A 21337-nucleotide genomic window follows, 5' to 3' on the forward strand; every position below is an offset into this window, starting at 1 on the left:
TTTTCCACAGGAGCAGTTATGGATCCGCGCAGTGAAGTACTGCTTCGTCAGGCCGAGTTATTCCAGGGTTCGGTGCTGCTGGCCGGTTTGCCCGCCGACGACTTGCTCGGTCGCCTGCCGACCGCTCACGGCTGGTGCTGGCATGCCGGCGACCAGGCGGCCCTGGATGCGCGCTTTGCCGAGCGCAGCCATTTTGGCGTGAATGTCCCACAGCGCGAGTTCGACAGCGCGGTGGTGTTCCTGCCCAAGTCCAAGGACCTGACCGATTACATCCTCAACGCCGTGGCTTCGCGCCTGGAAGGTCGTGAGGTGTTTCTGGTCGGCGAGAAAAAAAGCGGTATCGAGGGGGCGGCCAAGCAACTGAACCCGTTCGGCAAGCCGCGCAAGCTCGACAGCGCGCGGCATTGCCAGCTCTGGCAAGTCACCGTGGTCAATGCACCGGCAGCCAAACCGCTGGAAAGCCTGGCCCAGGAATACGAATTGCCGCTGGCGGAAGGCCCGCTCAAGGTCATCAGCCTGCCGGGCGTGTTCAGCCATGGTCGCCTGGATCGCGGCAGCGCGCTGTTGCTGGAGCATCTGGACAAACTGCCAAGCGGCCATTTGCTGGATTTCGGCTGCGGCGCCGGTGTACTGGGGGCCGCGGTCAAACGTCGCTACCCGCACAACCAGGTCACTTTGCTGGACGTGGATGCGTTCGCCGCCGCCAGCAGTCGCTTGACCCTGGCTGCCAACGGTCTGGAAGCAGACGTCATTACCGGTGACGGCATCGACGCCGCGCCTATGGGTTTGAGTGCGATTCTGAGTAACCCGCCGTTCCACGTCGGCGTCCATACCGACTACTTCGCCACCGAGAACTTGCTGCGAAAAGCCGCCAAACATCTGAAAAACGGCGGCGAACTGCGCTTGGTGGCGAACAGTTTCCTGAAGTATCAGCCACTGATCGAAGAGCATCTGGGCGTGTGCGCGATCAAGGCCGAGGGACAGGGCTTCAGAATCTACCGGGCCAAACGCGGATAAGAAATTTCTGCTTGCCGAATGGATTTTGCCTAGGCAGAATCCGCTCCGTCCTAGGGGAGTAGTCTCCCACGAGCGCCACGCTCGTCCGGCATGCGTCAACATACTTGGTCCTCAGACCATGGCGTATGCGACCCAAGCGTCCACATCAGATGGATCGCCGGGGTTTGACAAGACCTATGACACGAACACCTTACCCGGGGCGGGAAGGCTGTACGTGTCATAGCCGTGTCGACCCGCCCCTTAGGAAAACCCCTGATGCTGGATTCACTACTCGTACCTACCGCAATCGTTGCCTTGGCCGAAATCGGCGACAAGACGCAACTGCTCGCGCTCATTCTCGCCGCTCGCTTCCGCAAACCCTGGCCAATCATCGCCGGGATCATCGCCGCGACCCTGGCCAACCACGCGGCAGCCGGCGCGGTAGGCGCCTGGGTGGGAAGTTTCTTCTCGAATACGATGCTGCACTGGATTCTCGCGGCGAGCTTCACCGCCACTGCGCTGTGGACCCTCGTGCCGGACAAGATGGATGACGACGAAGCCAGCACCGCCCGCAAGTTCGGACCGTTCCTGACCACGTTGATTGCATTCTTCCTCGCCGAAATCGGCGACAAGACTCAGATCGCGACGGTGATGCTCGCCGCGCAATATCCGGAGCTGTGGCTGGTCATTATCGGCACCACGCTGGGCATGTTGATTGCCAACGTACCCGTGGTTCTGGCGGGTAACTTTGCCGCTGAAAAATTGCCACTGACACTGATTCGCCGGCTGGCGGCTTCGGCCTTTTTCATCCTCGCCATCGTGGCGGTGTACAAGGCGATGCAGAGCAGCGGCTGGGTTTGACCACACCCCTGTGGCGAGGGGGCTTGCCCCCTCGCCACATCATCACTGCCGCAAGATCAGGACTTCTTGGCCTGCTCGTAAAGCGGCATGACTTTCGGGATGGCCGCCTGCAACGACGCAATACGACTCGACGAAGCCGGGTGGGTGCTCATGAACTCCGGTGGGGCACCTTCCGAAGCCTTGCTCATCTTGTTCCACAGGGTGATCGCGGCATTCGGGTTGTAACCGGCGCGCGCGGCCAGTTCGAGACCAATCAAGTCCGCCTCGTTTTCATTGGCGCGGCTGTTGGGCAAGGTCATGCCGTAGTTGGCCACGGTGTCGGCCAGTGCCAGGCTGTCCTGGCTCAATCCGAGCAAGGCACCGGCGCCCTGCTTGGCCATTTCGATGCCATAGGCCTTGGACATCGCCTCGCGACCGTGCTCGCGCAGGGCGTGGGCGATTTCATGGCCGAGGATGGCGGCGATTTCGTCGTCGGTCAGTTTCAGGCTGTCCATCAGGCCCGTGTAGAAAATGATCTTGCCACCCGGTCCGCAGTTGGCGTTGAGCTCATCGCTCTTGATCAGATTGACTTCCCACTTCCACTGGGCCGAATCCGGACGAAACACCGGAGCCTGGGCAATCAGTCGATCGGAGATCGCCTGAATCCGCTTGGCATCGTTACTGGTCTTGTCCAGCACACCCTGAGTGCTCGCCTCGCCTACCGTCTTTTGATAAGACTGGGCGTACATCTGATTAACCTCATCGGTGGACAACATGCTGAACATGTATTGCTTGCGTTCAACACCTACGGCCCCACCGCTGGTCGTGTTGACCGACTGACAGCCGGCAAGCAGCAGACTCGCGCTCAGCCCACACAACACCCATGTCTTGTTCATCAAAAAACTCCGTAAAAACATGCCCGTATCCTATGCGCGCAAATGTATCGACGCCAGATACAACTGATGTAAGACGCTGATTTCTTGCAAAGCGCTCACCGCTGCAGGAAAAAATTCACAAAACGATGCACGCCACGACCGCTCATGGTTCATTTACGACCTCGAACACGCCAAAACAGTCATTTCGTCCACGTCTGCTAATGCCTGATCGACTCCCTGCCGATACACCACCGCAGTCGTCTTTTCGCGTGCGGAGCCCCCATGAAATTCAAGTCAATCCAGTTTTCCGTGGCAGCCCTTGCCGGCGCCATTGTTCTAAGTGTCGTGGCAGCACTGGTTGTTTATGCACTGTTTTCCGGGGCACGGACGCAAGACATGGTCCAGGAGCGGACCCAGGCGCAATTCGAGCAGGTGATCGAACAACGCTTGACGTCGCTGGCGCAAACCCAGGTCAGCCAGATTCAGCGTGAACTCGAAGCGCCACTGCTGATCGCCGGCGGACTGGTGCGGGTCAATGCACTCATCGGTACGCCGGGTGTCGATGGCCAGCCTTCGCTGAGCCTCAGCCGTGAGCAGTTGATCGGCCTGATCAAGGAAAACGTCGCCAGGAACCCGAAAATCCTCGGCACCTACATCGGCTGGGAAAAGGACGCACTGGATCACAACGATGCGGCCTACATCGGGACCAAAGTCGTCGGCATCGACCCCGCCAACGGGCGCTTCCTGCCGTGGTGGTTCCGCAACGAGGACGGCAGCCTCGGCCTCGACAAACTGGTGGACGTCGACGACCAGAAAACCCTGTCCACCGGCGTGCGCGCCAGCGAGTACTACCTGTGCTCGAAGGAAACCAAAAAATCCTGCGTGATTGATCCGGCGCCCTACAAGGTCGGCGACAAGATCGTCATGCTCGCCTCCTTTATCGAACCGATCATGCTCAACGGTGCGTTCCAGGGCATCGTCGGCGCTGACCTGTCGGTGAACTTCATTCAGGAGATGCTCCTGGGCGCCAACCAGAAGCTCTACAGCGGTGCCGGTGAAATGGCCCTGATCGGCGGCAACGGCCGAATCGTCGCCTATACCAAGGACTCGACCAAGTTCGGCGAAAAGGTCAGCGACATCCTCGACAGCAAGCAGATCGCCAACATGGCCAATCTCAAGCGCGGCGAAGTCACCTATACCGTCGACAAAAACCAGGGCCGGATCGAGCTGTACCTGCCCTTCGGCATCGGCCAGACCGACGCGCGCTGGACCCTGATGCTGCAACTGCCGCTGGACGCGGTGATGGCTGATCTGCAAAAGCTTCAGGCTGACCTCAACACCCAACGCAAATCCGACACCTTCGGCATGGCCATGGTCGGCCTGTTGATTGCCGGCATCGGCTTGCTGGTGATCTGGCTGGTGGGCCACGGCATTGCTCGCCCACTCAAGCAAATGGTCGCCATGCTCGACGACATCGCCCAGGGCGAAGGCGACCTGACCCGCCGCCTGACCAGCGACCGTGCCGACGAACTGGGTTCGATCGCCAAGGGCTTCAACACCTTCCTGGCCAAGTTGCAGGCGATGATCACTCAGGTGGTGGCTTCGGTGCAGAGCGTCAGCGATTCGTCGGAACATACCGCCGACATCGCCATTCGCACCAACACCGGGGTGCACAAGCAGATGGCCGAGATCGACCAGGTTGCCACGGCGGTGCACGAAATGACCGCCACCGCCCAGGACGTGGCGCGCAATGCGACCCAGGCTGCGCAAGCCGCCAGCCACGCGGATCAGGCTGCCAGCCAGGGCATGCAAATCGTCCGCGACACCTCGACCTCCATCGGCGCACTGGCGCTGGAAATCGGGCGCGCGGTCGGTGTCGTACAGACCCTGGCCAAGGACAGCGAGAACATCAACGCAATCCTCACCGCCATTCGCGGGATCGCCGAGCAGACCAACCTGCTGGCCTTGAACGCCGCCATTGAGGCGGCACGGGCCGGTGAACAGGGGCGCGGTTTCGCGGTGGTGGCTGACGAAGTGCGCAATCTGGCGCAGAAGACCCAGAAAGCCACGGAAGAAATCCAGACCATGATCCAGCAGTTGCAACAAGGCACGCGGGATGTGGTGCGGGTGATGGAAGATAGCCAGAATCGCACGGACGAAAGCGTGCAACACGCGGCAAAAGCAGCAGAAGCGCTGGAAACCATTACCAAAGCGGTGTCGGTAATCAATGACATGAACACCCAGATCGCCAGCGCCGCCGAAGAGCAAAGTGCGGTGGCCGACGACATCAACCGGAACGTGATCAACATCGGCCAAGTGGCCAATGAAGTGGCCGGCGGCGCGGATGAATCGAGCGCGGCCAGTGCAGATCTGACCAAGCTGGCCGAGCAGCAGCGGCGGTTGATCAATCAGTTCAGGGTTTGATCGAGGCCCCCCATCGCTGGCAAGCCAGCGATGGGGACGGTCCAGTCGCCCAAGAACTCAACCCGGCGTCAAACACTCCGGCCCATTGAGCTTCGGATCATTGACCATGTTCGCCAGTACCCGTTCGCGCAAGGCGGCGGGCTCGCTGGCCAGCAATGCCTGCAAGGCATGCAATGGCGTTTCGGGATCGAGCCAGATGTCCTGCGCCGCCGCATCGAGAATCAACGGTCGGCGCTGACTGGCGGCCGGCTGGGTAATCACGGCCGTACTCAACCACACCTGTTCCTGCACCGGATACGCCTCCCAGATGGCCGCGAAAAACAACGATGAGCCCTCCCCTGGCGTCAACCAGTACGGGCGTTTGCGCGTGGTGCCGCGCCATTCGTAGAAACCGTTGGCCGGCAACAGGCAGCGACGTTCGCGCAAGGCCTGGCGAAACATCGGTTGTTCGGCAACGGTTTCGGCGCGGGCGTGGGCCGGGGTGCGCGACAGATCGGTCAGCCAGGGCGGCGTCAGGCCCCAACGGGCACGGGCCAACTCGCGCTGACCGTCCGCACCGGCACGCAGCATCAACACCGAATCATTGGGGGAAATGTTCCACTGCGCCTGCTGATCGGCGGGAAAACCGGGCAAGGCCGCAAAGGCGGGATTCCAGCGAAACAGGGCATAACGTCCACACATGGGGCAACACGACTCTTGATCAAACGAACGCCAGCCTAACAGACCAGCGTGCCGGGAAAACTGTCCGGTTCATCGCCGGACAGCGGCAGCGCGGCATTGTACGCGGTGATCAGCTCCCGGGCGTATTGCGCCTGATCGTTCTCCACCGCCAATCCCAGCAGGCCGAAGATCGGCAGTTCGCCGGCGCCGCCCACCAGATCCCGACCGACCAGATGCGCCTCGATGCCCTCACTGGCCAGCATGCTTTGCAGCAACTCGCCTTCCATCAGGTTTTCCGGTTCGTAGATGCGCTGCATAAAGGGCTCTCACTCGTTTTCGCCATGCACGTCGAGCATCCATTCCTGACCATCGGTTTGCAGCGTGAACACAATCGGCCGACAACACACGGGACAGTCCTCAATGTACTGCTGATCACCGCCAGACAAGTCCAGAACCGCCTCGCAAACTTCACCACAATACGGACATTGATAATGCTCGGTTTCCAGCATCGCGGTCTCCCAGGTGACTTGTGCGTATAATCGCCGGTCTATTTGCAGGGCTATTTTTGTCTGACTACTTTTCAGACCGTGCCCCGTCGGTTTTCGATCAAAACCTTTACTTACCCTAGCCGTTTCCAACAAGAGAGCATGATGGGCGAATTCGATGCCATCCGACCTTACGACGACAGCGAAGTCCCAGCGGTGCTGGCACGGTTGCTCGGCGACAAGGCGTTTCTAGATATCCTCACCCACTTCCGCTTCCCGCGTTTCGCTGGCGCTTTAGGCTGGGCGCTCAAACCTCTTATAGCTCATCGGCTGCGTCGTGAGTTCGCCGGCGTCAATTCGGTCGCCTCGTTGCAGGACAAAGTCGAGGTGTATGTCGACCACACCATCGAGAGGGCCACGGACGGTGTGACGTACACCGGCGTCGAGCAGTTCAAGTCCGGCAGCGCCTACGTGTTCATCGCCAACCACCGCGACATCGTGATGGACCCGGCTTTCGTCAACTACGCCGTGTACCACGCCGGCCTGCCGACGCCACGCATCGCCATTGGCGACAACCTGCTGCAAAAGCCCTTCGTCAGCGACCTGATGCGCCTGAACAAAAGCTTCATCGTGCACCGCTCGATCAGCGGTCGCCGCGAGAAGATGGCGGCGTACCAACTGCTCTCCGCGTACATCAATCATTCGATCCGCAACGATTGCGCCTCGATCTGGATCGCCCAGGCCGAGGGCCGGGCCAAGGACGGCGACGACCGTACCGAGTCGGCCATCCTCAAGATGTTCCACATGAGCCGCAAGGACGAGCCATTTGGCGAAGTCATTCGCTCGCTGAACCTCACGCCGGTGTCGATCAGCTACGAATACGACCCGTGCGACCTGGCCAAGGCCCGTGAGCTTTATATCCGAGCCACCACCGGCAGCTACACCAAAGTGCCAGGCGAGGACGACGTCAGCATCGCCAAGGGCATTACCGGCTACAAGGGTCGGGTCCATGTGAACTTTGCCGCACCGATCACCGAGCTGTTCGAAGACACCAAGCAACTGGCCGTCGAAATGGACAAGCAAATCCTCGGTGGCTATCGCCTGTTCCCGGTGCACTACCTCGCCTATGCGCAATGGAAGGACGCCGACCCGCAATTGCAGGTACCGAGCGCCGCCAAGATATTCCCGGCCGACGAACTGGCCAAGGCCCGGGAGCAATGGCAACAGCGCCTGGACGCCTGCCCCGAGGAGCACCGCCCCTTCCTGGTGCTGCAATATGCGACGCCGGTACGCAATCAGTACCGTGTGAAGGCAGGATTGCCGCTGTAAGGCAGTTCGCGGATACGACAACGGCGCCTTTGGGCGCCGTTTGTTTTTTCTGATCAACCCACACAGGGTTCAGGTCAACTTCAGACCCGCGTGCTGATCCACGACACCAGCAACGCCAACCCCAGGCAGGCAAAACCGAAGCTGTAGAAAAACCGGTTCATGCGCACGGTCGCGCCATCAAGAAACAACATGGGCTCATCGATGCGACGGCTCTGGCTCTGCGCCTCGAGGCTGGCCATCGCGCGCTGCTCGCGGCGGCGGGTCGCGTGCAGCAGCCATCCGCCGGGGCAAGCAAAGAGCAAGGCCAGCAGATTGATCAATTTGGCGGGATGGGCGGTAAACAGCGTCATCAAATGCAGCGACATCATGGGCCTCGGGGGAAACAGATGTGGCAGACGCCGAACCGACGACCGCGCGCGAATTCTACCGAAAGCCTGGGCGTCTGCCCGCTCTTTCCGACAAATAACAAGCATTTGACCAACGGTTGCCCTGCGTCACGGCATCGTCATCTGTATCGGTCAGTCTGTCGCCCCTCGAAACCGACAGGGACCGTGTCATGTTGCACGCAGAAAACCAGGATCGCCTCTATCTCATCAATCACAGCGACGAACAACAAGCCCTCGTCGGCAGCCTCGCCTTCAACGTTCAGGACCGCCATTGGCTGGTGTATTGCGCGCTGGGCGGCCATCAACATGCCGACTTGCCCGAAGCGGATTTGCTGACGGGTGTGAGTGTGCTGGATTTTTACTCGCAAGCAGCTTGATACGACGTCCCCCTGTAGGAGCGAGCCTGCTCGCGATGGTCGTTAACGATTACGCGGGGTATCTGATGCCCCCGCGGCGTCCTCAAGTCCATCGCGAGCGGGCTCGCTCCTACAGGGGCTCGCATTACTCGCCGAGAATCTGCCCCACGGTCGGGTCCTTGAACAGTCGGGTCAAGGCATCGCTCAACACGTCGCTAACCAGTTTGGTGTTGGTTTCCTGGTTCGGCGCCATGCCGAAACGCTGGTCCAGGGATGAACCATAACGACCGCTGTAGCGACGATTGGCGTTCTGCACATCGGAGCGGAAGGTCGCGCCGATGGTCGCCTCGGTCACATACATGCCTTCTTTGGGCGACTGATACTTCAGCTCGGTCAGGGTCACGGTCAGTTGTGGCGCATTCATCGCGTTGGCTGTCGGGGTGAAGCCCAGCAGGCGCACGGCGGCTTCGGCCTGAGCCTGCAACTTCGGCAGGATCTGCTGGCCTTGCACGGTAATCGCGCTGGTTTCCGGGTACAGGCCACCACGGGTGCCCAGGGTCGGCGACGGACGGCCGTCCACCACACGCACCACCACCGGCTGACCGTGGCCCACCGGCGCCAGTTGAGCGGTGAGCTTGGGTTCCGGGCTCAGTTGTTGCGGACTGTGGGCGCAGCCGACCAGCGTCAAGCTGGTCACAGTGATCAAACCGAACAACAGGCGTTGCAACATGCTCTTCTCTCCAGAATCAGGCACAAACAGGCCGGCAGTATAGCGGTGCGCCACTGCGGCTAACTAGGGTCATGCAACGATTACTGAAATCTCTGACACACCCTCGCCCACGCGGTTCCTGTCACACATTTTTCATCCGCCATTCACTTGTGTGTCACGACTGGCTGCCACCTTTGTCGGTAACCACCCAAAAGGTAATCCGCCATGCGCTTTCTCGTTTCGCTCTTCACCCCACGTCCGCGCCACCGCAGCTTTGCCCTGCTCGACAGCAATGGCCATTGCCAGGCATTCAAGCAATGCAGCCTTCAACCGATGGGCGATGGCTGGGTCGAAATCGAAGAAATTCGCCTCAACTGGTTGCACCGACCTCTGCCCGCTGGCGCCCGTATCAGTCAGCATCAATCCCGTTCGCGGGTGCAACATCTGCTAACGACCTGACCAGACGCCTAATAAAAGTCATTAAACACGACCATTTCCCTGCATTTCTTAGATACAATCTCCCCCCGATTATAAGGACGTCTCCTGATCGGGCCTCGCAGCATCGTCAATGCCCAGGTATTGGCACCCCCGCACCGCCCACAGAGAGCCGCCCACACAGATCGAGTGAAGCTGGCGCGCTTGCTGTTTTCTTCGGCAAAACCTCCACTTACCGCGAATCTGTAGAGCTGTCATTACGCTCGGTCACTGAGCTGTTTGCCCGTTTTGCCTGCCATGGATTCCCTGGCGGCAAGCCATCCGGGCACGGTGCCAGGCTGGGACAGCCCTTTTTTGAGGTTCACGTCTTCAAAAGAGCGTGAAAAAAACGGGTTTTCACAACTTCACAAGAGTGTGGCGAGCAAATGAATAGTTTTGCGTCTGAACATGCACCATTAGCGTCTACAACAGCCCAACGACACAGGATCGAGTACTCCTCGAACACCGGAGCCTGAAGCCTGTCCGCTACGGATTTGGTTGCACAAACGGATGTATCGACCATAAGTCGAATTGCCTCCCGCGCGCTGAAATGAGTTCATATGGCTCATAGGCCCGGCAGGTAGCGTCCGTCGAAGTTGCGAAAAATTGCGAAGATTCGGACATGGCGATCCTGGCCATGAGTACTTGGGGCATCACTGACACGCCCCGGAACGCCTGGCAGCCATGCCGTCAATTTGGTGCTGCAGATTTTGGAGACGCGTTAAATGGCGCATAACGAAGCAGTCGACGTAGTACTGGTTGGGGCCGGCATCATGAGTGCCACCCTCGCGGTACTGCTCAAAGAGCTCGACCCCGCGATCAAGCTGGAAGTCGTCGAGCTGATGGATTCCGGTGCTGCGGAGAGTTCCAACCCCTGGAACAACGCCGGCACCGGTCACGCTGGCCTGTGCGAGTTGAACTACACGCCCCAGGCTGCCGATGGCACCGTCGACATCAAGAAGGCCGTGCACATCAACACCCAGTTCGAGGTGTCGAAGCAATTCTGGTCGTACCTGACCAAGAAAGGCACGTTCGGCTCATGCAAATCATTCATCAGCCCGGTTCCACACCTGAGCTTCGTGCAGGGTGAAAGTGGTGTGTCGTTCCTCAAGGAACGCTTCAAGGTGCTGAGCAAGCACCACGCTTTCGCCAGCATGGAATACACCGAAGACAAGGCTAAAATGGCAGAGTGGATGCCATTGATGATGCCTGGCCGCGACCCTGGCGAAACCCTCGCCGCCACCCGCGTGATCAATGGCACCGACGTCAACTTCGGCGCCCTGACCAACCAGTTGCTCAAGCACCTGACCAGCGCACCCGATGCCCAGGTCAAGTACTGCAAGCGTGTGACCGGCCTGAAGCGCAATAACGGCGGCTGGACCGTCAGCATCAAGGACGTCAACAGCGGCAGTTCCCGTGATGTCGATGCCAAATTCGTTTTCCTCGGTGCTGGCGGCGCGGCGTTGCCACTGCTGCAAGCTTCGGGCATCGAAGAGAGCAAAGGCTTCGGCGGCTTCCCGATCAGTGGCCAATGGCTGCGTTGCGACAACCCGGAAGTGGTCAAGCATCACCAGGCCAAGGTCTACAGCCAGGCTGCCGTGGGTTCGCCACCGATGTCCGTACCGCACCTGGACACCCGGGTCGTCGATGGCAAGAAGTCCCTGCTGTTCGGACCTTATGCCGGTTTCACCACCAAGTTCCTCAAGCACGGTTCCTTCATGGACCTGCCGATGTCGGTTCGCGCCGGCAACATCGGCCCGATGCTCGCCGTGGCGAAAAACAACATGGACCTGACCAAGTACCTGGTCAGCGAAGTGATGCAATCGATGGAACAGCGTCTGGAATCCCTGCGCCGCTTCTACCCGGAGGCGAAAGCCGAAGACTGGCGCCTGGAAGTGGCTGGCCAACGGGTACAGATCATCAAGAAAGACCCGAAGAAAGGTGGCGTCCTGCAATTCGGCACCGAACTGGTCGCCGCCAAGGACGGTTCCCTGGCCGCGCTGCTCGGCGCTTCGCCGGGTGCCTCGGTGACCGTTTCGATCATGATCGAGCTGATCGAAAAATGCTTCCCGGGCAAAGCCAAGGGCGAATGGGCTGCCAAACTGGCAGAAATCTTCCCGGCCCGTGAGAAAGTCCTGGAAACCGACGCTGCGCTGTATCGCAAGATCAACGCGCAGAACAACGTCGCGCTGGAACTGGTTGAAGCAAGCAGCGAAACCGAAAGCTACGCTTGATTGAGCCACACAAAAAACGCCCCGTTCTCATTGAGAGCGGGGCGTTTTTTTATGGGCGGTCAACCTATCGTTGTAGCGACGGAGCTTGCTCCTTCGCTACAAATCAGCCGCGCGCTTTCTCGATCAGCTCGATGTAATCCGCTGCGTTGCGCTGATCCTTGATCAGGGCGACAAAATCATTGCCGTGCTCATCCTTGCCGTTCAGGTCCAGACCGGCCTCGACGAAGAACGTCAGAAAACGCTCGAAATCATCGATACGCAGGCCACGATAAGCCTTGACCAGTTTGTGCAACGAAGGCGAAGTGGCGTCGACCGGTTCGAAATCGAGGAACAACTTGATCTGCTCATCGCCGATCTCGTCACCAATCACTTGTTTCTTATCTTTACGCATTGCCGACTCCAGCTCGCAGACATTTCACGGGGCGGGCAGTTTACCCCTGCGCGGGCCCGGCACTCAACGCGGACGAACACTGCCAGTGTGAAGATCGGCCCAGATATGGCCATTGGCATAACTGAGGAACTGGCAATACACCGTGTCATTGCGTAGCAAGTCCATCACCACCCGGTAATGAGCCAGGGGGTAATAGAGCGTCAGGGTCTTGCTCTTGTCGTCGTAGGCCGGTTTTTTCAGGCTTTTGCTTTCACCGTCGAAGTTGACCAGCACCTGATTGATCGTGGCGCCCTTGTTCAAGGATTTGCCCTTGAGGCGGATCGACAGCGGCGAGGTGACCGGAATCGGTTGCTGGTTGGACTGGCGTTGCGCACCAACCACCACTGAATAGTCGGTGACCTGCATCAGTTGTTGCTGCTCAGGCGCGGCATCGCGCAGGGTCAGGTCATCCGGTGGCAGGAACTGCGCATGCATCGGCGCCGGGGCGGCGGCCAGGGGAAGGCTGAGGGTCAGCAACAGGGCGGCGCAGCAGCGGATCGAACGGCTCATGACAGGCTCCGGAATCGGGGCTGAGCACTCTAGCATGAGCTAACAGGACTGGAGGGGTGAACACATCTCTTGCAGGCTCGCTCCTGCAGGTCATGGTTCAGTCGAACTGCGCGCGCATCCAGGCGTGATACTCCGCGACACCCGGTTCACCTTCACGCGGTGCCCAGTGGGCCTGCTCGCCTTCACCCACCGGACGGTAAGGACCGGCCTTGCATTCGAACATCAGGCTGTCGGCCTCCAGCGCCACCAGACCATGGAACACGCCTGCTGGCAGGTCCACGCCAACGCAATCACCACCGGCCTGCAGGACCGACCTGCTCAACACTGCACCGGATTCGTCGAAGATCAACAAGCCCAGCTTCCCCTTGAGCACCAGCAAGGTTTCAGCCTTGTTTCCCCCCAGGTGCCGGTGAGGCGGGATATAGGTGGCGGGCTGCAAACCCACCGCCATGCGGTGACAAGCCTCTTCCATCTGGTGGAAATTGTGATGTTGGCGCCCGCGAGGATTAGCCGCGGCTTTCTCGGCCAGTTCAGCGAACAGCGTTTGATCAAGAAAGCTCGCGTTGGTCATGGTCTTACATACCTTTAACGGCAAAAATCCCGTTGGCGTTGCGCCAGTAGCCTTTGTAGTCCATGCCGTAGCCGAAGATGTAACGGTCGATGCAGGGCAGCCCCACGAAATCGGCCTTGAGATCCGGACGCGCCTTGCGGTCATGGTCCTTGTCGATCAGCACGGCGGTGTGCACTTTGCGCGCGCCGGCGTGTTTGCAGAAGTCGATGATCGCGCCCAGGGTGTGACCTTCGTCGAGGATGTCATCGATGATCAGCACGTCGCGGTCGATGAACGACACTTCCGGCTTGGCCTTCCAGAACAGCTCGCCGCCGCTGGTTTCGTTGCGATAGCGGGTGGTGTGCAGGTAGGAAGCTTCCAGCGGGAAATGCAGATGGGTCAGCAGTTTGCCGGCGAAAATCAGCCCGCCGTTCATCACACAGAACACCACCGGATTGCTGTCCGCCAGTTGTTCGTTGATGTGCGCACCGACGCGAGCGATGGCCGCCTCGACTTCAGCTTCGGTGTACAGGCAGTCAGCCTCTCGCATGATTTGACGGATATGCTCGAGATCAGCGGACATGGTGCTCTCCAGGGGGTGACGGATTCGGGAAAAGCGGGCAAAGGTACGCATCAAGCGAGGTCAGATCAAGCGTTTGTGGACTAACGTACTGAATGTCTATAGGACAACACCCTCGGATAGATTAATCTAGGCCGGTTTTTTTGCCCGCCGCCGGAGCCTTTCCCATGCCCATCCTCGAGATCCGCCATCCGCTGATCCGTCATAAACTTGGCCTGATGCGCCGCGCAGACATCAGCACCAAGAATTTCCGTGAACTCGCTCAGGAAGTCGGCGCCCTGCTGACCTATGAAGCCACCAAAGACCTGCCGCTGGAAACCTACGATATCGAAGGTTGGTGCGGCACGGTGTCGGTCGAGAAAATCGCCGGCAAGAAAATCACTGTAGTACCGATCCTGCGCGCCGGCATCGGCATGCTCGAAGGCGTGCTGAGCCTGATCCCGGGCGCCAAAGTCAGCGCCGTGGGCGTGGCCCGCAACGAGGAAACCCTCGAAGCCCACACCTATCTGGAAAAACTCGTACCTGAAATCGACGAACGGCTCGCGATGATCATCGACCCGATGCTCGCCACCGGTGGCTCGATGGTCGCCACCATCGACCTGCTCAAGAAAGCGGGCTGCAAGGACATCCGCGCCATGGTGCTGGTGGCTGCGCCGGAAGGCATCGCCGTGGTCGAGAAAGCTCACCCGGACGTGACCATCTACACCGCTTCCATCGATGAAAAATTGAACGAGCACGGTTATATCATCCCGGGCCTGGGCGATGCCGGTGACAAGATCTTCGGCACCAAGCAGAAGGACGCTTGACCATGCAGGATGAGTTCAACGATCCGCTCTGGCGCACGGTACTGTCCGGCGCACAGATGCTGTTCGTGGCCTTCGGCGCTTTGGTGCTGATGCCCCTGATCACCGGCCTGGACCCGAACGTGGCGCTGTTTACCGCCGGCCTGGGGACGATTCTGTTCCAGATCGTCACCGGGCGTCAGGTGCCGGTGTTCCTGGCCTCGAGCTTTGCCTTCATCACCCCGATCATCCTCGCCAAAGGCCAGTTCGGCCTGGCCGCGACCATGGGCGGCGTGATGGCGGCCGGTTTCGTCTACACCTTCCTCGGCCTGGCCGTGAAGATCAAAGGCACCGGTTTCATCGACCGTTTGCTGCCGCCCGTGGTCATCGGCCCGGTGATCATCTCCATTGGCCTGGCCATGGCGCCGATTGCCGCCAACATGGCGATGGGCAAGGCCGGTGACGGCACTGAGCTGATTCATTACCAGACGGCGATGATGATCTCGATGCCAGCGTTGCTGACCACCCTGATCGTCGCGGTGTTCGGCAAAGGCATTTTCCGCCTGGTGCCGATCATTTCCGGCGTGCTGGTGGGGTTTGCCATGGCGTTCTACTTTGGCGTGGTCGATACCGCGAAAATTGCCGCCGCCCCCTGGTTCGCCATCCCGCACTTCACTGCGCCGGAATTCAACTGGCAGGCGATCCTGTTCATCGTTCCGGTGGCCCTGGCTCCGGCCATCGAGCACATTGGCGGTGTGATTGCCGTGGGTAGCGTGACCGGTCGCGATTACCTGAAAAAACCCGGCCTGCACCGCACCCTGCTCGGCGATGGCATTGCCACCACCGCTGCCGGCCTGTTCGGCGGCCCACCGAACACCACCTACGCCGAAGTCACCGGCGCGGTGATGCTGACCAAGAACTACAACCCGAAAATCATGACCTGGGCGGCCATCTTCGCCATCAGCCTGGCGTTCATCGGCAAGTTCGGCGCACTGCTGCAAAGCATTCCGGTGCCGGTGATGGGCGGGATTCTCTGCCTGTTGTTCGGCTCGATCGCGGCCGTGGGCATGAACACGCTGATTCGCCACAAGATCGACCTGGGCGAAGCACGCAACCTGGTGATCGTGTCGGTGACCCTGGTGTTCGGGATTGGCGGCGTACTGGTCGGCACCGGCACCGGCCCCGATGACTTCGGCCTCAAAGGCATCGCGCTGTGCGCGGTGGTGGCGATTGCGCTGAACCTGATTCTGCCGGGCAATGACAGCTGGAAGCACAAGAAGGCGGATGAGCCGCTGCTGTAACAGATGATCCCCTGTGGCGAGGGCGCTCGCTCCCTCGCCACAGGTTGTAGGCCTACAGCGCCAACGGCGCTCGCTCGCACAACGCACTCAACGCCCGCGCCCACTGCGGGTCATCGTTGAGGCACGGCACCAGCACCAACTCCTCGCCGCCCGCTTCGCGGAATTGCTCCCGTCCGCGATCACCGATCTCCTCCAGTGTCTCGATGCAGTCGGCGACGAACGCCGGGCACATCACCAGCACCTTTTTCACGCCACTCTTGGCCAGTTCGTCGAGGCGCGCTTCGGTGTAGGGTTCGATCCATTTCGCGCGGCCCAGTCGCGATTGAAATGACACCGACCACTTGCCGTCCGGCAAGCCCATGCGCTTGGCAAATTCAGCCGCGCTACGCAGGCATTGGGCGCGGTAACAGGTCGCCAGGGAGGCCGGCGAAGCATTCCTGCAGCATTCGTCATTCTTGAAGCAATGCTGGCCGGTCGGATCGAGCTTGGTCAGGTGGCGCTCAGGCAACCCGTGAAAGCTCAACAACAGGTGATCGTAGTCCTGTTGCAGATAAGGTTTGGCGCTGGCCACCAGGGCATCGAGGTATTCCGGCTGATCGTAAAACGGCTGGAGCACCGACAGTTGCACGTCGAGTTTCTTTTCGCGCACCACCCGCTTGGCTTCTTCGATCACAGTGGTAGTGGTGCTATCGGCGAACTGAGGATAAAGCGGCGCCAGGGTGATTCGCTTGATTCCCGCAGCCACCAGACGCAGCAGCGACGACTCGATGGACGGTTCGCCATAACGCATCGCCAGCTCCACCGGGCCATGCTTCCAGTGGGCAGTCACGGCCTGTTGCAGGCGACGGCTGAGCACCACCAGTGGCGAGCCCTCCTCCCACCAGATCGAGGCATAGGCATGGGCCGATTGCTCGGGGCGCTTGATCAGGATCAGCGACACCAACAAGCGCCGAACCGGCCATGGCAGGTCGATCACATACGGGTCCATCAAAAACTGATTGAGGTAGCTGCGTACATCCGCCACCGAGGTGGAGGCTGGTGAGCCCAGGTTGACCAGAAGCAACGCGTGATCCGTCATGCAACATCCTATTTCAGAGGCGGCCGGACAGATCGTCCAGGGCCGCGCGCAAATCAGTGAACCGGAAAGTGAAACCCGCCTGCAGCAAACGAACCGGCGTGGCTCGCTGACCGCCCAGCAGTAACAATGACAACTCGCCCAGGCCGATCTTCAATACAAAGGCCGGCAACGGCATGAACGCCGGGCGGTGGAGCACGCTGCCCAACGTTTTGGCAAATTCGCGATTGCGCACCGGCTTCGGTGCGCAGGCATTATATGGACCGCTGGCTTCATTGCGATGCAGAAGAAAATCAATCAGGGCAATTTGGTCGTTGATATGGATCCATGGCATCCACTGGCGACCATTGCCAATCGGGCCGCCCAACCCTGATTTGAATGGCAACAACAGCCGCGACAAAAAGCCGCCTTCGGCCGACAACACCAGCCCGGTGCGTATAAGAATCACACGAATCCCCAAAGCCTCGGCGCGCTGCGCGGTTTCCTCCCAGGCGATGCACAACTGACTGGCGAAATCTTCGTTGACCGGTGGCGATTCCTCGGTCAGCTCGCGCTCGCCACCATCACCGTACCAACCGACCGCCGACCCGGAAATCAATACCTGTGGCTTGTGCTCACGGCCTTCAAGCCAGGCCAGCAAGGTTTCAGTCAGGGTGATACGGCTGCTCCACAACAAGGCTTTGCGTTTGTGAGTCCATGGACGGTCCGCGATCGGTGCGCCGGCGAGATTCACCACGGCATCGACGGGGGCGGCGCCCAGGTCTTCGAGCCGCGCGATTCCACGCACTTGATCGCCACAGATCTTCGCGACTTTTTCAGGCGTCCGGCTCCAGACTGTCAGGCGATGCCCCTGACTCGACCAGTGTCGGCAGAGCTGACGTCCTATCAAACCAGTACCGCCGGTCAGCAATATGTGCATGACATCTTCCTCACGTGGCGTTTTACCCTGATCACTAGTCTATTTTTATAAGCAAGGGATCTTTTGGTATCGGGCAGGCTCTGTGTTTAACAATAGGCCAAGCTGTCAGAACAAGAACGCTAAAAGTTATACCAAAAAACAATATTGTACAGGTTTAAACCCCGGCGTAGTCTGTACAGAAAGGTAAACGAGGCCCTTATGACTGTACCTATCGCGATCATCGGCACCGGCATTGCCGGATTATCCGCCGCACAAGCCCTGACAGATGCAGGGCATGTCGTTCAACTTTTCGATAAAAGCCGCGGCAGTGGTGGACGCATGTCGAGCAAGCGTAGCGACGCGGGCGCCCTGGACATGGGCGCACAATATTTCACCGCTCGCGATCGCCGCTTCGTCACCGAAGTGCAGCGCTGGCAAGCCAACGGCTGGGTCGCCGAATGGACGCCGCAGCTGTACACCTTTCATGGCGGCCAGCTCAACCTGTCACCGGACGAACAGACCCGTTGGGTCGGTACGCCACGCATGAGCGCCATCACCCGCGCTTTGCTCGGCGACCTGGAAGTGCATTTCGCCTGTCGCATCACCGAGGTCTATCGCGGCGAAGAACACTGGCACCTGCAAGACGCCGAAGGCTTCACCCATGGTCCCTTCAGCCATGTGGTGATCGCCACGCCGGCGCCTCAGGCAACCGCGTTGCTGGCCTCCGCGCCGAAGCTTGCCGGTGCCGCCGCCGGGGTAAAAATGGACCCTACCTGGGCGGTCGCACTGGCGTTCGAAACCCCGCTGGACACCCCCATGGAAGGCTGTTTCGTGCAGGACAGTCCGCTGGACTGGCTGGCACGCAACCGCAGTAAACCGGGCCGCGACAACACCCTCGATACCTGGGTGTTGCATGCCACCAGCGCCTGGAGTCGCCAACACATCGACCTGCCGAAAGAAGCCGTGATCGAACAACTGCACGGCGCCTTCGCCGAGTTGCTGCACAGTGCCATGCCCGCCCCGAGCTTCAGCCTCGCCCACCGCTGGCTCTATGCCCGTCCCGCGAGCAGCCATGAGTGGGGCACGCTGGCCGATGCCGACCTGGGCCTGTATGCGTGTGGCGACTGGTGCCTGTCCGGACGCGTGGAAGGCGCCTGGCTCAGCGGTCAGGAAGCCGCCCGCCGCTTGCATGAGCACCTCCAGTGAACCGCATCAACCCAAACAAGTTGCTGCTGTCGAAATGGACAGCAGCCCATCCGCAAAACCGCGAGAAACACTTTCTGGTGACCGAGCTGATCCGCAACGACGAAGGGGAGGTGCTGGAGGTCGAGTTGCAAGCGGTGTTGACCCAACGCAGCGAACAGCTCAAGTGGCAGGCCCTTTGCGATAAGGATCACTGGAAGTTCGGCTGGCTGTAGGCCCGCCTCGGAAAAACTTGTGCAAATTGTTTGACTTGTACACCTTTGAATCTATGATGAACCTATGTTGTACAGATCGTGACATCTGTATAGGTTTTGATTTTGAGGTGCTCCAATGCTCCCATCTCCTGCCAAACCAAAAATCGCCATCAGCGCCTGCCTGATGGGCGCAGAAGTGCGCTACAACGGCGGGCACAAGGAATCGCGACTGTGCAGCCGCGTCCTCACCGACTACTTCGATTTCGTGCCGGTCTGCCCGGAAGTCGCGATTGGCCTTGGCATTCCCCGGGAGCCGATCCGGCTGGTGGGTGATCCGAATCAACCCGAAGCCGTCGGCACGATCAACCGCGAGATCAATGTCACTCAGCCATTGGCCGATTACGGCCGCAAAATGGCGGCCGAGCTACGCGATATCAGCGGCTACATCTTCATGCAGAAATCGCCGTCCTGCGGACTGGAGCGGGTCAAGGTCTACCGCGCCAATGGCGCACCGCAGGACGGTGGCGGCCAAGGCATCTATGCCCAGGCGTTTTGCGCCTTGCATCCGGATTTGCCGGTGGAAGAAGACGGCCGACTCAACGACCCGGTGCTGCGCGAAAACTTTCTCACCCGTGTATTCGCCTACAGCGAATGGCAGCAATTGCTGAAAGAAGGCCTGACTCGACGCGGTCTCACAGACTTCCACTCGCGCTACAAATACCTGCTGATGGCCCACAACCCGGTGCAATACAAAACCCTGGGCAATCTGCTGGGCAGCATGGGCCGCACCGACCCGAAGGTGCTTGGCCCACGCTATTTCAGCGAGTTGATGGCGGCCCTGAAAAAATGCGCGACCCGCCGCACCCACACCAACGTTCTGCATCACATCAGCGGTTACTTGAAACAGGCAATCAGCGCCGAGGACAAACAGGAAGTGCAACACGTCATTGGCCAGTACCGCCACGGCATCGTGCCATTGGTGGTGCCGCTGACGCTGCTCAAGCACTACTTTCGCCAGCACCCGGACCCATACATCGCGCAGCAGGTTTACCTGCAACCGCACCCGGAAAACCTCAGCCTGCGAAACGCCATCTAATGAAAGTCCCTCTCGACAGTAGCGCCAGCGAAGACCTTGGCGCCGATTTCAAGAAAGCCCTGGATGAGGGCTGGCTGCCGATCCGCGAAGTGGCCCGGCAAACCGGGGTCAACGCCATCACCTTGCGCGCCTGGGAGCGACGCTACGGCCTGATCGTGCCGCAGCGCACGCCCAAGGGGCATCGACTGTTCTCGACCGAACATGTGCAACGCATCCTGACCATCCTCACCTGGCTCAATCGTGGCGTGGCCGTCAGCCAGGTCAAGCAATTGCTCGACACCCCGCAAGACTTCAGCGAGTCCGCGGAGAACGATTGGCAGCGTCTTCGCCAGACCTTGTTGCAAGCCGTTGCGACGTTATCCGAGCGCACCCTGGACGACACCGTCAACCAGGCCATGGCCCTGTATCCACCGCGGACCTTGTGCGAACAACTGCTGATGCCATTGCTCACCGACCTGGAGCAACGCTGGCAAGGCCAGTTCGGTGCGCAAATGGAGCGGGTGTTTGTGTATTCCTGGCTGCGCAGCAAATTCGGCGCGCGCATCTACCATAACAATCGTCAGCTACACACCGCGCCGTTGCTGTTGATCAACCACTCGGACCTGCCCCTGGAACCTCACCTGTGGCTGACCGCGTGGCTGATCAGCAGTGCCGATTGCCCGGTGGAGGTGTTCGACTGGCCCCTGCCCGCCGGCGAACTGGCGCTGGCGGTCGATCATCTGCAACCCCGTGGCGTCCTGCTGTATTCCAGCAAAGCCATCACGCCTTCGCAGCTGCCGAAACTTTTCAATGGCGTCAGTTGCCCAAAAATGATCGCCGGACCAACGGTATGCATCCACCACGCCGAGTTGTCCGTAAAAACATCAGAGATCGCTGATCTGTACGTGGCTGAAGATCCTTTGGCAGCTCATCAAGTACTGGTTCAGCGCGGGCTTATTTAATGCGGGCAT

Annotated in this window: 25 protein-coding genes, 1 pseudogene and 1 riboswitch; of the genes and pseudogenes, 14 read left to right on the plus strand and 12 right to left on the minus strand. The window is 59.9% G+C overall.

Annotated features, from left to right (window positions below; genetic code table 11):
* Positions 1-18 precede the first annotated feature (18 nt).
* Together AC1Q6D_RS13975 and AC1Q6D_RS13980 are read left to right on the plus strand one after the other, a co-directional pair.
* On the plus strand, positions 19-1017 hold the full coding sequence (locus tag AC1Q6D_RS13975; RefSeq protein ID WP_103405137.1) for a methyltransferase: 999 nt from the start codon (positions 19-21) through the stop codon (positions 1015-1017).
* Between the two features lie 40 nt (positions 1018-1057).
* A riboswitch (yybP-ykoY riboswitch) is annotated at positions 1058-1183 on the plus strand.
* A gap of 89 nt (positions 1184-1272) precedes the next feature.
* A complete protein-coding gene (locus AC1Q6D_RS13980; protein WP_047533074.1) occupies positions 1273-1857 on the plus strand; it encodes a TMEM165/GDT1 family protein in 585 nt (194 codons plus the stop codon).
* Between the two features lie 56 nt (positions 1858-1913).
* Here the strand turns inward: AC1Q6D_RS13980 and AC1Q6D_RS13985 are convergent, their stop codons facing one another.
* On the minus strand, positions 1914-2732 hold the full coding sequence (locus AC1Q6D_RS13985; RefSeq protein ID WP_103405136.1) for a M48 family metallopeptidase: 819 nt from the start codon (positions 2730-2732) through the stop codon (positions 1914-1916).
* A gap of 1350 nt (positions 2733-4082) precedes the next feature.
* Here AC1Q6D_RS13985 and AC1Q6D_RS13990 point away from each other — a divergent pair.
* Positions 4083-4280, plus strand: a pseudogene (locus AC1Q6D_RS13990) (HAMP domain-containing protein); the annotation flags it as partial.
* A gap of 111 nt (positions 4281-4391) precedes the next feature.
* Positions 4392-5135 (plus strand): methyl-accepting chemotaxis protein, encoded by a 744-nt coding sequence (locus AC1Q6D_RS13995; RefSeq protein WP_404943288.1) that lies wholly within the window; start codon positions 4392-4394, stop codon positions 5133-5135.
* A 57-nt stretch (positions 5136-5192) separates the two neighbouring features.
* On the opposite strand, the gene AC1Q6D_RS14000 is transcribed toward AC1Q6D_RS13995, so the two are convergent.
* Genes AC1Q6D_RS14000 through AC1Q6D_RS14010 form a run of 3 tightly spaced genes read right to left on the minus strand, consistent with a single transcriptional unit; the run spans position 5193 to position 6304 of the window.
* A complete protein-coding gene (locus tag AC1Q6D_RS14000) occupies positions 5193-5816 on the minus strand; it encodes an SOS response-associated peptidase (protein WP_047533082.1) in 624 nt (207 codons plus the stop codon).
* A 35-nt stretch (positions 5817-5851) separates the two neighbouring features.
* On the minus strand, positions 5852-6112 hold the full coding sequence (locus AC1Q6D_RS14005) for a putative signal transducing protein (protein ID WP_103405134.1): 261 nt from the start codon (positions 6110-6112) through the stop codon (positions 5852-5854).
* 9 nt (positions 6113-6121) lie between these two features.
* On the minus strand, positions 6122-6304 hold the full coding sequence (locus tag AC1Q6D_RS14010) for a CPXCG motif-containing cysteine-rich protein (protein WP_047533087.1): 183 nt from the start codon (positions 6302-6304) through the stop codon (positions 6122-6124).
* Positions 6305-6445: 141 nt separating this feature from the next.
* On the opposite strand from AC1Q6D_RS14010, the gene AC1Q6D_RS14015 reads away from it, so the two are divergent.
* Positions 6446-7609, plus strand: a complete 1164-nt coding sequence (locus AC1Q6D_RS14015) for a 1-acyl-sn-glycerol-3-phosphate acyltransferase (RefSeq protein WP_178083142.1) — start codon at positions 6446-6448, stop codon at positions 7607-7609.
* A gap of 80 nt (positions 7610-7689) precedes the next feature.
* On the opposite strand, the gene AC1Q6D_RS14020 is transcribed toward AC1Q6D_RS14015, so the two are convergent.
* Positions 7690-7974 carry a hypothetical protein gene (locus AC1Q6D_RS14020; RefSeq protein WP_090465004.1) on the minus strand — a complete coding sequence of 95 codons (285 nt, stop codon included), beginning with the start codon at positions 7972-7974 and terminating at the stop codon, positions 7690-7692.
* Positions 7975-8165: 191 nt separating this feature from the next.
* Between AC1Q6D_RS14020 and AC1Q6D_RS14025 the strand changes: the two genes are divergently transcribed.
* The gene (locus AC1Q6D_RS14025) at positions 8166-8372 is read left to right on the plus strand and encodes a hypothetical protein (protein WP_047533094.1); all 207 of its coding nucleotides are present in this window, start codon (positions 8166-8168) and stop codon (positions 8370-8372) included.
* A 124-nt stretch (positions 8373-8496) separates the two neighbouring features.
* Here the strand turns inward: AC1Q6D_RS14025 and AC1Q6D_RS14030 are convergent, their stop codons facing one another.
* Positions 8497-9081 carry a YajG family lipoprotein gene (locus AC1Q6D_RS14030; RefSeq protein WP_090325093.1) on the minus strand — a complete coding sequence of 195 codons (585 nt, stop codon included), beginning with the start codon at positions 9079-9081 and terminating at the stop codon, positions 8497-8499.
* A gap of 204 nt (positions 9082-9285) precedes the next feature.
* Here AC1Q6D_RS14030 and AC1Q6D_RS14035 point away from each other — a divergent pair, with 204 nt between their 5' ends.
* Both AC1Q6D_RS14035 and mqo read left to right on the plus strand, forming a co-directional pair.
* On the plus strand, positions 9286-9519 hold the full coding sequence (locus AC1Q6D_RS14035) for a hypothetical protein (protein ID WP_103405132.1): 234 nt from the start codon (positions 9286-9288) through the stop codon (positions 9517-9519).
* Positions 9520-10259: 740 nt separating this feature from the next.
* The gene (gene mqo / locus AC1Q6D_RS14040) at positions 10260-11768 is read left to right on the plus strand and encodes a malate dehydrogenase (quinone) (RefSeq protein ID WP_103405131.1); all 1509 of its coding nucleotides are present in this window, start codon (positions 10260-10262) and stop codon (positions 11766-11768) included.
* A 103-nt stretch (positions 11769-11871) separates the two neighbouring features.
* On the opposite strand, the gene AC1Q6D_RS14045 is transcribed toward mqo, so the two are convergent.
* The 4 genes from AC1Q6D_RS14045 to AC1Q6D_RS14060 all read right to left on the minus strand — a co-directional run bounded on the left by AC1Q6D_RS14045 (position 11872) and on the right by AC1Q6D_RS14060 (position 13841).
* Positions 11872-12159 carry a PA4642 family protein gene (locus tag AC1Q6D_RS14045; RefSeq protein WP_090465008.1) on the minus strand — a complete coding sequence of 96 codons (288 nt, stop codon included), beginning with the start codon at positions 12157-12159 and terminating at the stop codon, positions 11872-11874.
* Between the two features lie 63 nt (positions 12160-12222).
* Positions 12223-12708, minus strand: a complete 486-nt coding sequence (locus tag AC1Q6D_RS14050) for a hypothetical protein (protein WP_090465012.1) — start codon at positions 12706-12708, stop codon at positions 12223-12225.
* 97 nt (positions 12709-12805) lie between these two features.
* On the minus strand, positions 12806-13279 hold the full coding sequence (locus tag AC1Q6D_RS14055) for a WbuC family cupin fold metalloprotein (protein WP_090465015.1): 474 nt from the start codon (positions 13277-13279) through the stop codon (positions 12806-12808).
* Between the two features lie 4 nt (positions 13280-13283).
* Positions 13284-13841, minus strand: a complete 558-nt coding sequence (locus AC1Q6D_RS14060) for a hypoxanthine-guanine phosphoribosyltransferase (RefSeq protein ID WP_103405130.1) — start codon at positions 13839-13841, stop codon at positions 13284-13286.
* Positions 13842-14005: 164 nt separating this feature from the next.
* On the opposite strand from AC1Q6D_RS14060, the gene upp reads away from it, so the two are divergent.
* Positions 14006-14644, plus strand: coding sequence for a uracil phosphoribosyltransferase (gene upp, locus AC1Q6D_RS14065; protein ID WP_047533111.1), 639 nt, complete (start codon positions 14006-14008; stop codon positions 14642-14644).
* A gap of 2 nt (positions 14645-14646) precedes the next feature.
* Positions 14647-15921: a uracil-xanthine permease family protein gene (locus AC1Q6D_RS14070; RefSeq protein WP_047533114.1), complete on the plus strand. Its 1275-nt coding sequence runs from the start codon at positions 14647-14649 to the stop codon at positions 15919-15921.
* A gap of 52 nt (positions 15922-15973) precedes the next feature.
* Here AC1Q6D_RS14070 and hemH read toward each other — a convergent pair whose 3' ends face one another.
* Together hemH and AC1Q6D_RS14080 are read right to left on the minus strand one after the other, a co-directional pair.
* Positions 15974-16999, minus strand: a complete 1026-nt coding sequence (hemH, locus tag AC1Q6D_RS14075; protein WP_103405129.1) for a ferrochelatase — start codon at positions 16997-16999, stop codon at positions 15974-15976.
* 13 nt (positions 17000-17012) lie between these two features.
* Entirely contained in the window at positions 17013-17915 is a 903-nt protein-coding gene (locus AC1Q6D_RS14080; RefSeq protein ID WP_103405128.1) for a TIGR01777 family oxidoreductase, read from the minus strand.
* A 198-nt stretch (positions 17916-18113) separates the two neighbouring features.
* Here AC1Q6D_RS14080 and AC1Q6D_RS14085 point away from each other — a divergent pair, with 198 nt between their 5' ends.
* The 4 genes from AC1Q6D_RS14085 to AC1Q6D_RS14100 all read left to right on the plus strand — a co-directional run bounded on the left by AC1Q6D_RS14085 (position 18114) and on the right by AC1Q6D_RS14100 (position 21328).
* Entirely contained in the window at positions 18114-19100 is a 987-nt protein-coding gene (locus AC1Q6D_RS14085; RefSeq protein WP_047533123.1) for an NAD(P)/FAD-dependent oxidoreductase, read from the plus strand.
* On the plus strand, positions 19097-19312 hold the full coding sequence (locus AC1Q6D_RS14090) for a TIGR02450 family Trp-rich protein (RefSeq protein WP_103405127.1): 216 nt from the start codon (positions 19097-19099) through the stop codon (positions 19310-19312). Before AC1Q6D_RS14085 ends, AC1Q6D_RS14090 begins: the two co-directional genes overlap by 4 nt.
* 115 nt (positions 19313-19427) lie before the next feature.
* Positions 19428-20387 carry a YbgA family protein gene (locus tag AC1Q6D_RS14095; protein ID WP_103405126.1) on the plus strand — a complete coding sequence of 320 codons (960 nt, stop codon included), beginning with the start codon at positions 19428-19430 and terminating at the stop codon, positions 20385-20387.
* A complete protein-coding gene (locus AC1Q6D_RS14100; RefSeq protein WP_103405125.1) occupies positions 20387-21328 on the plus strand; it encodes a MerR family transcriptional regulator in 942 nt (313 codons plus the stop codon). Before AC1Q6D_RS14095 ends, AC1Q6D_RS14100 begins: the two co-directional genes overlap by 1 nt.
* Positions 21329-21337 lie beyond the last annotated feature (9 nt).

The sequence above is a fragment of the Pseudomonas sp. MT92 genome (assembly GCF_058792515.1).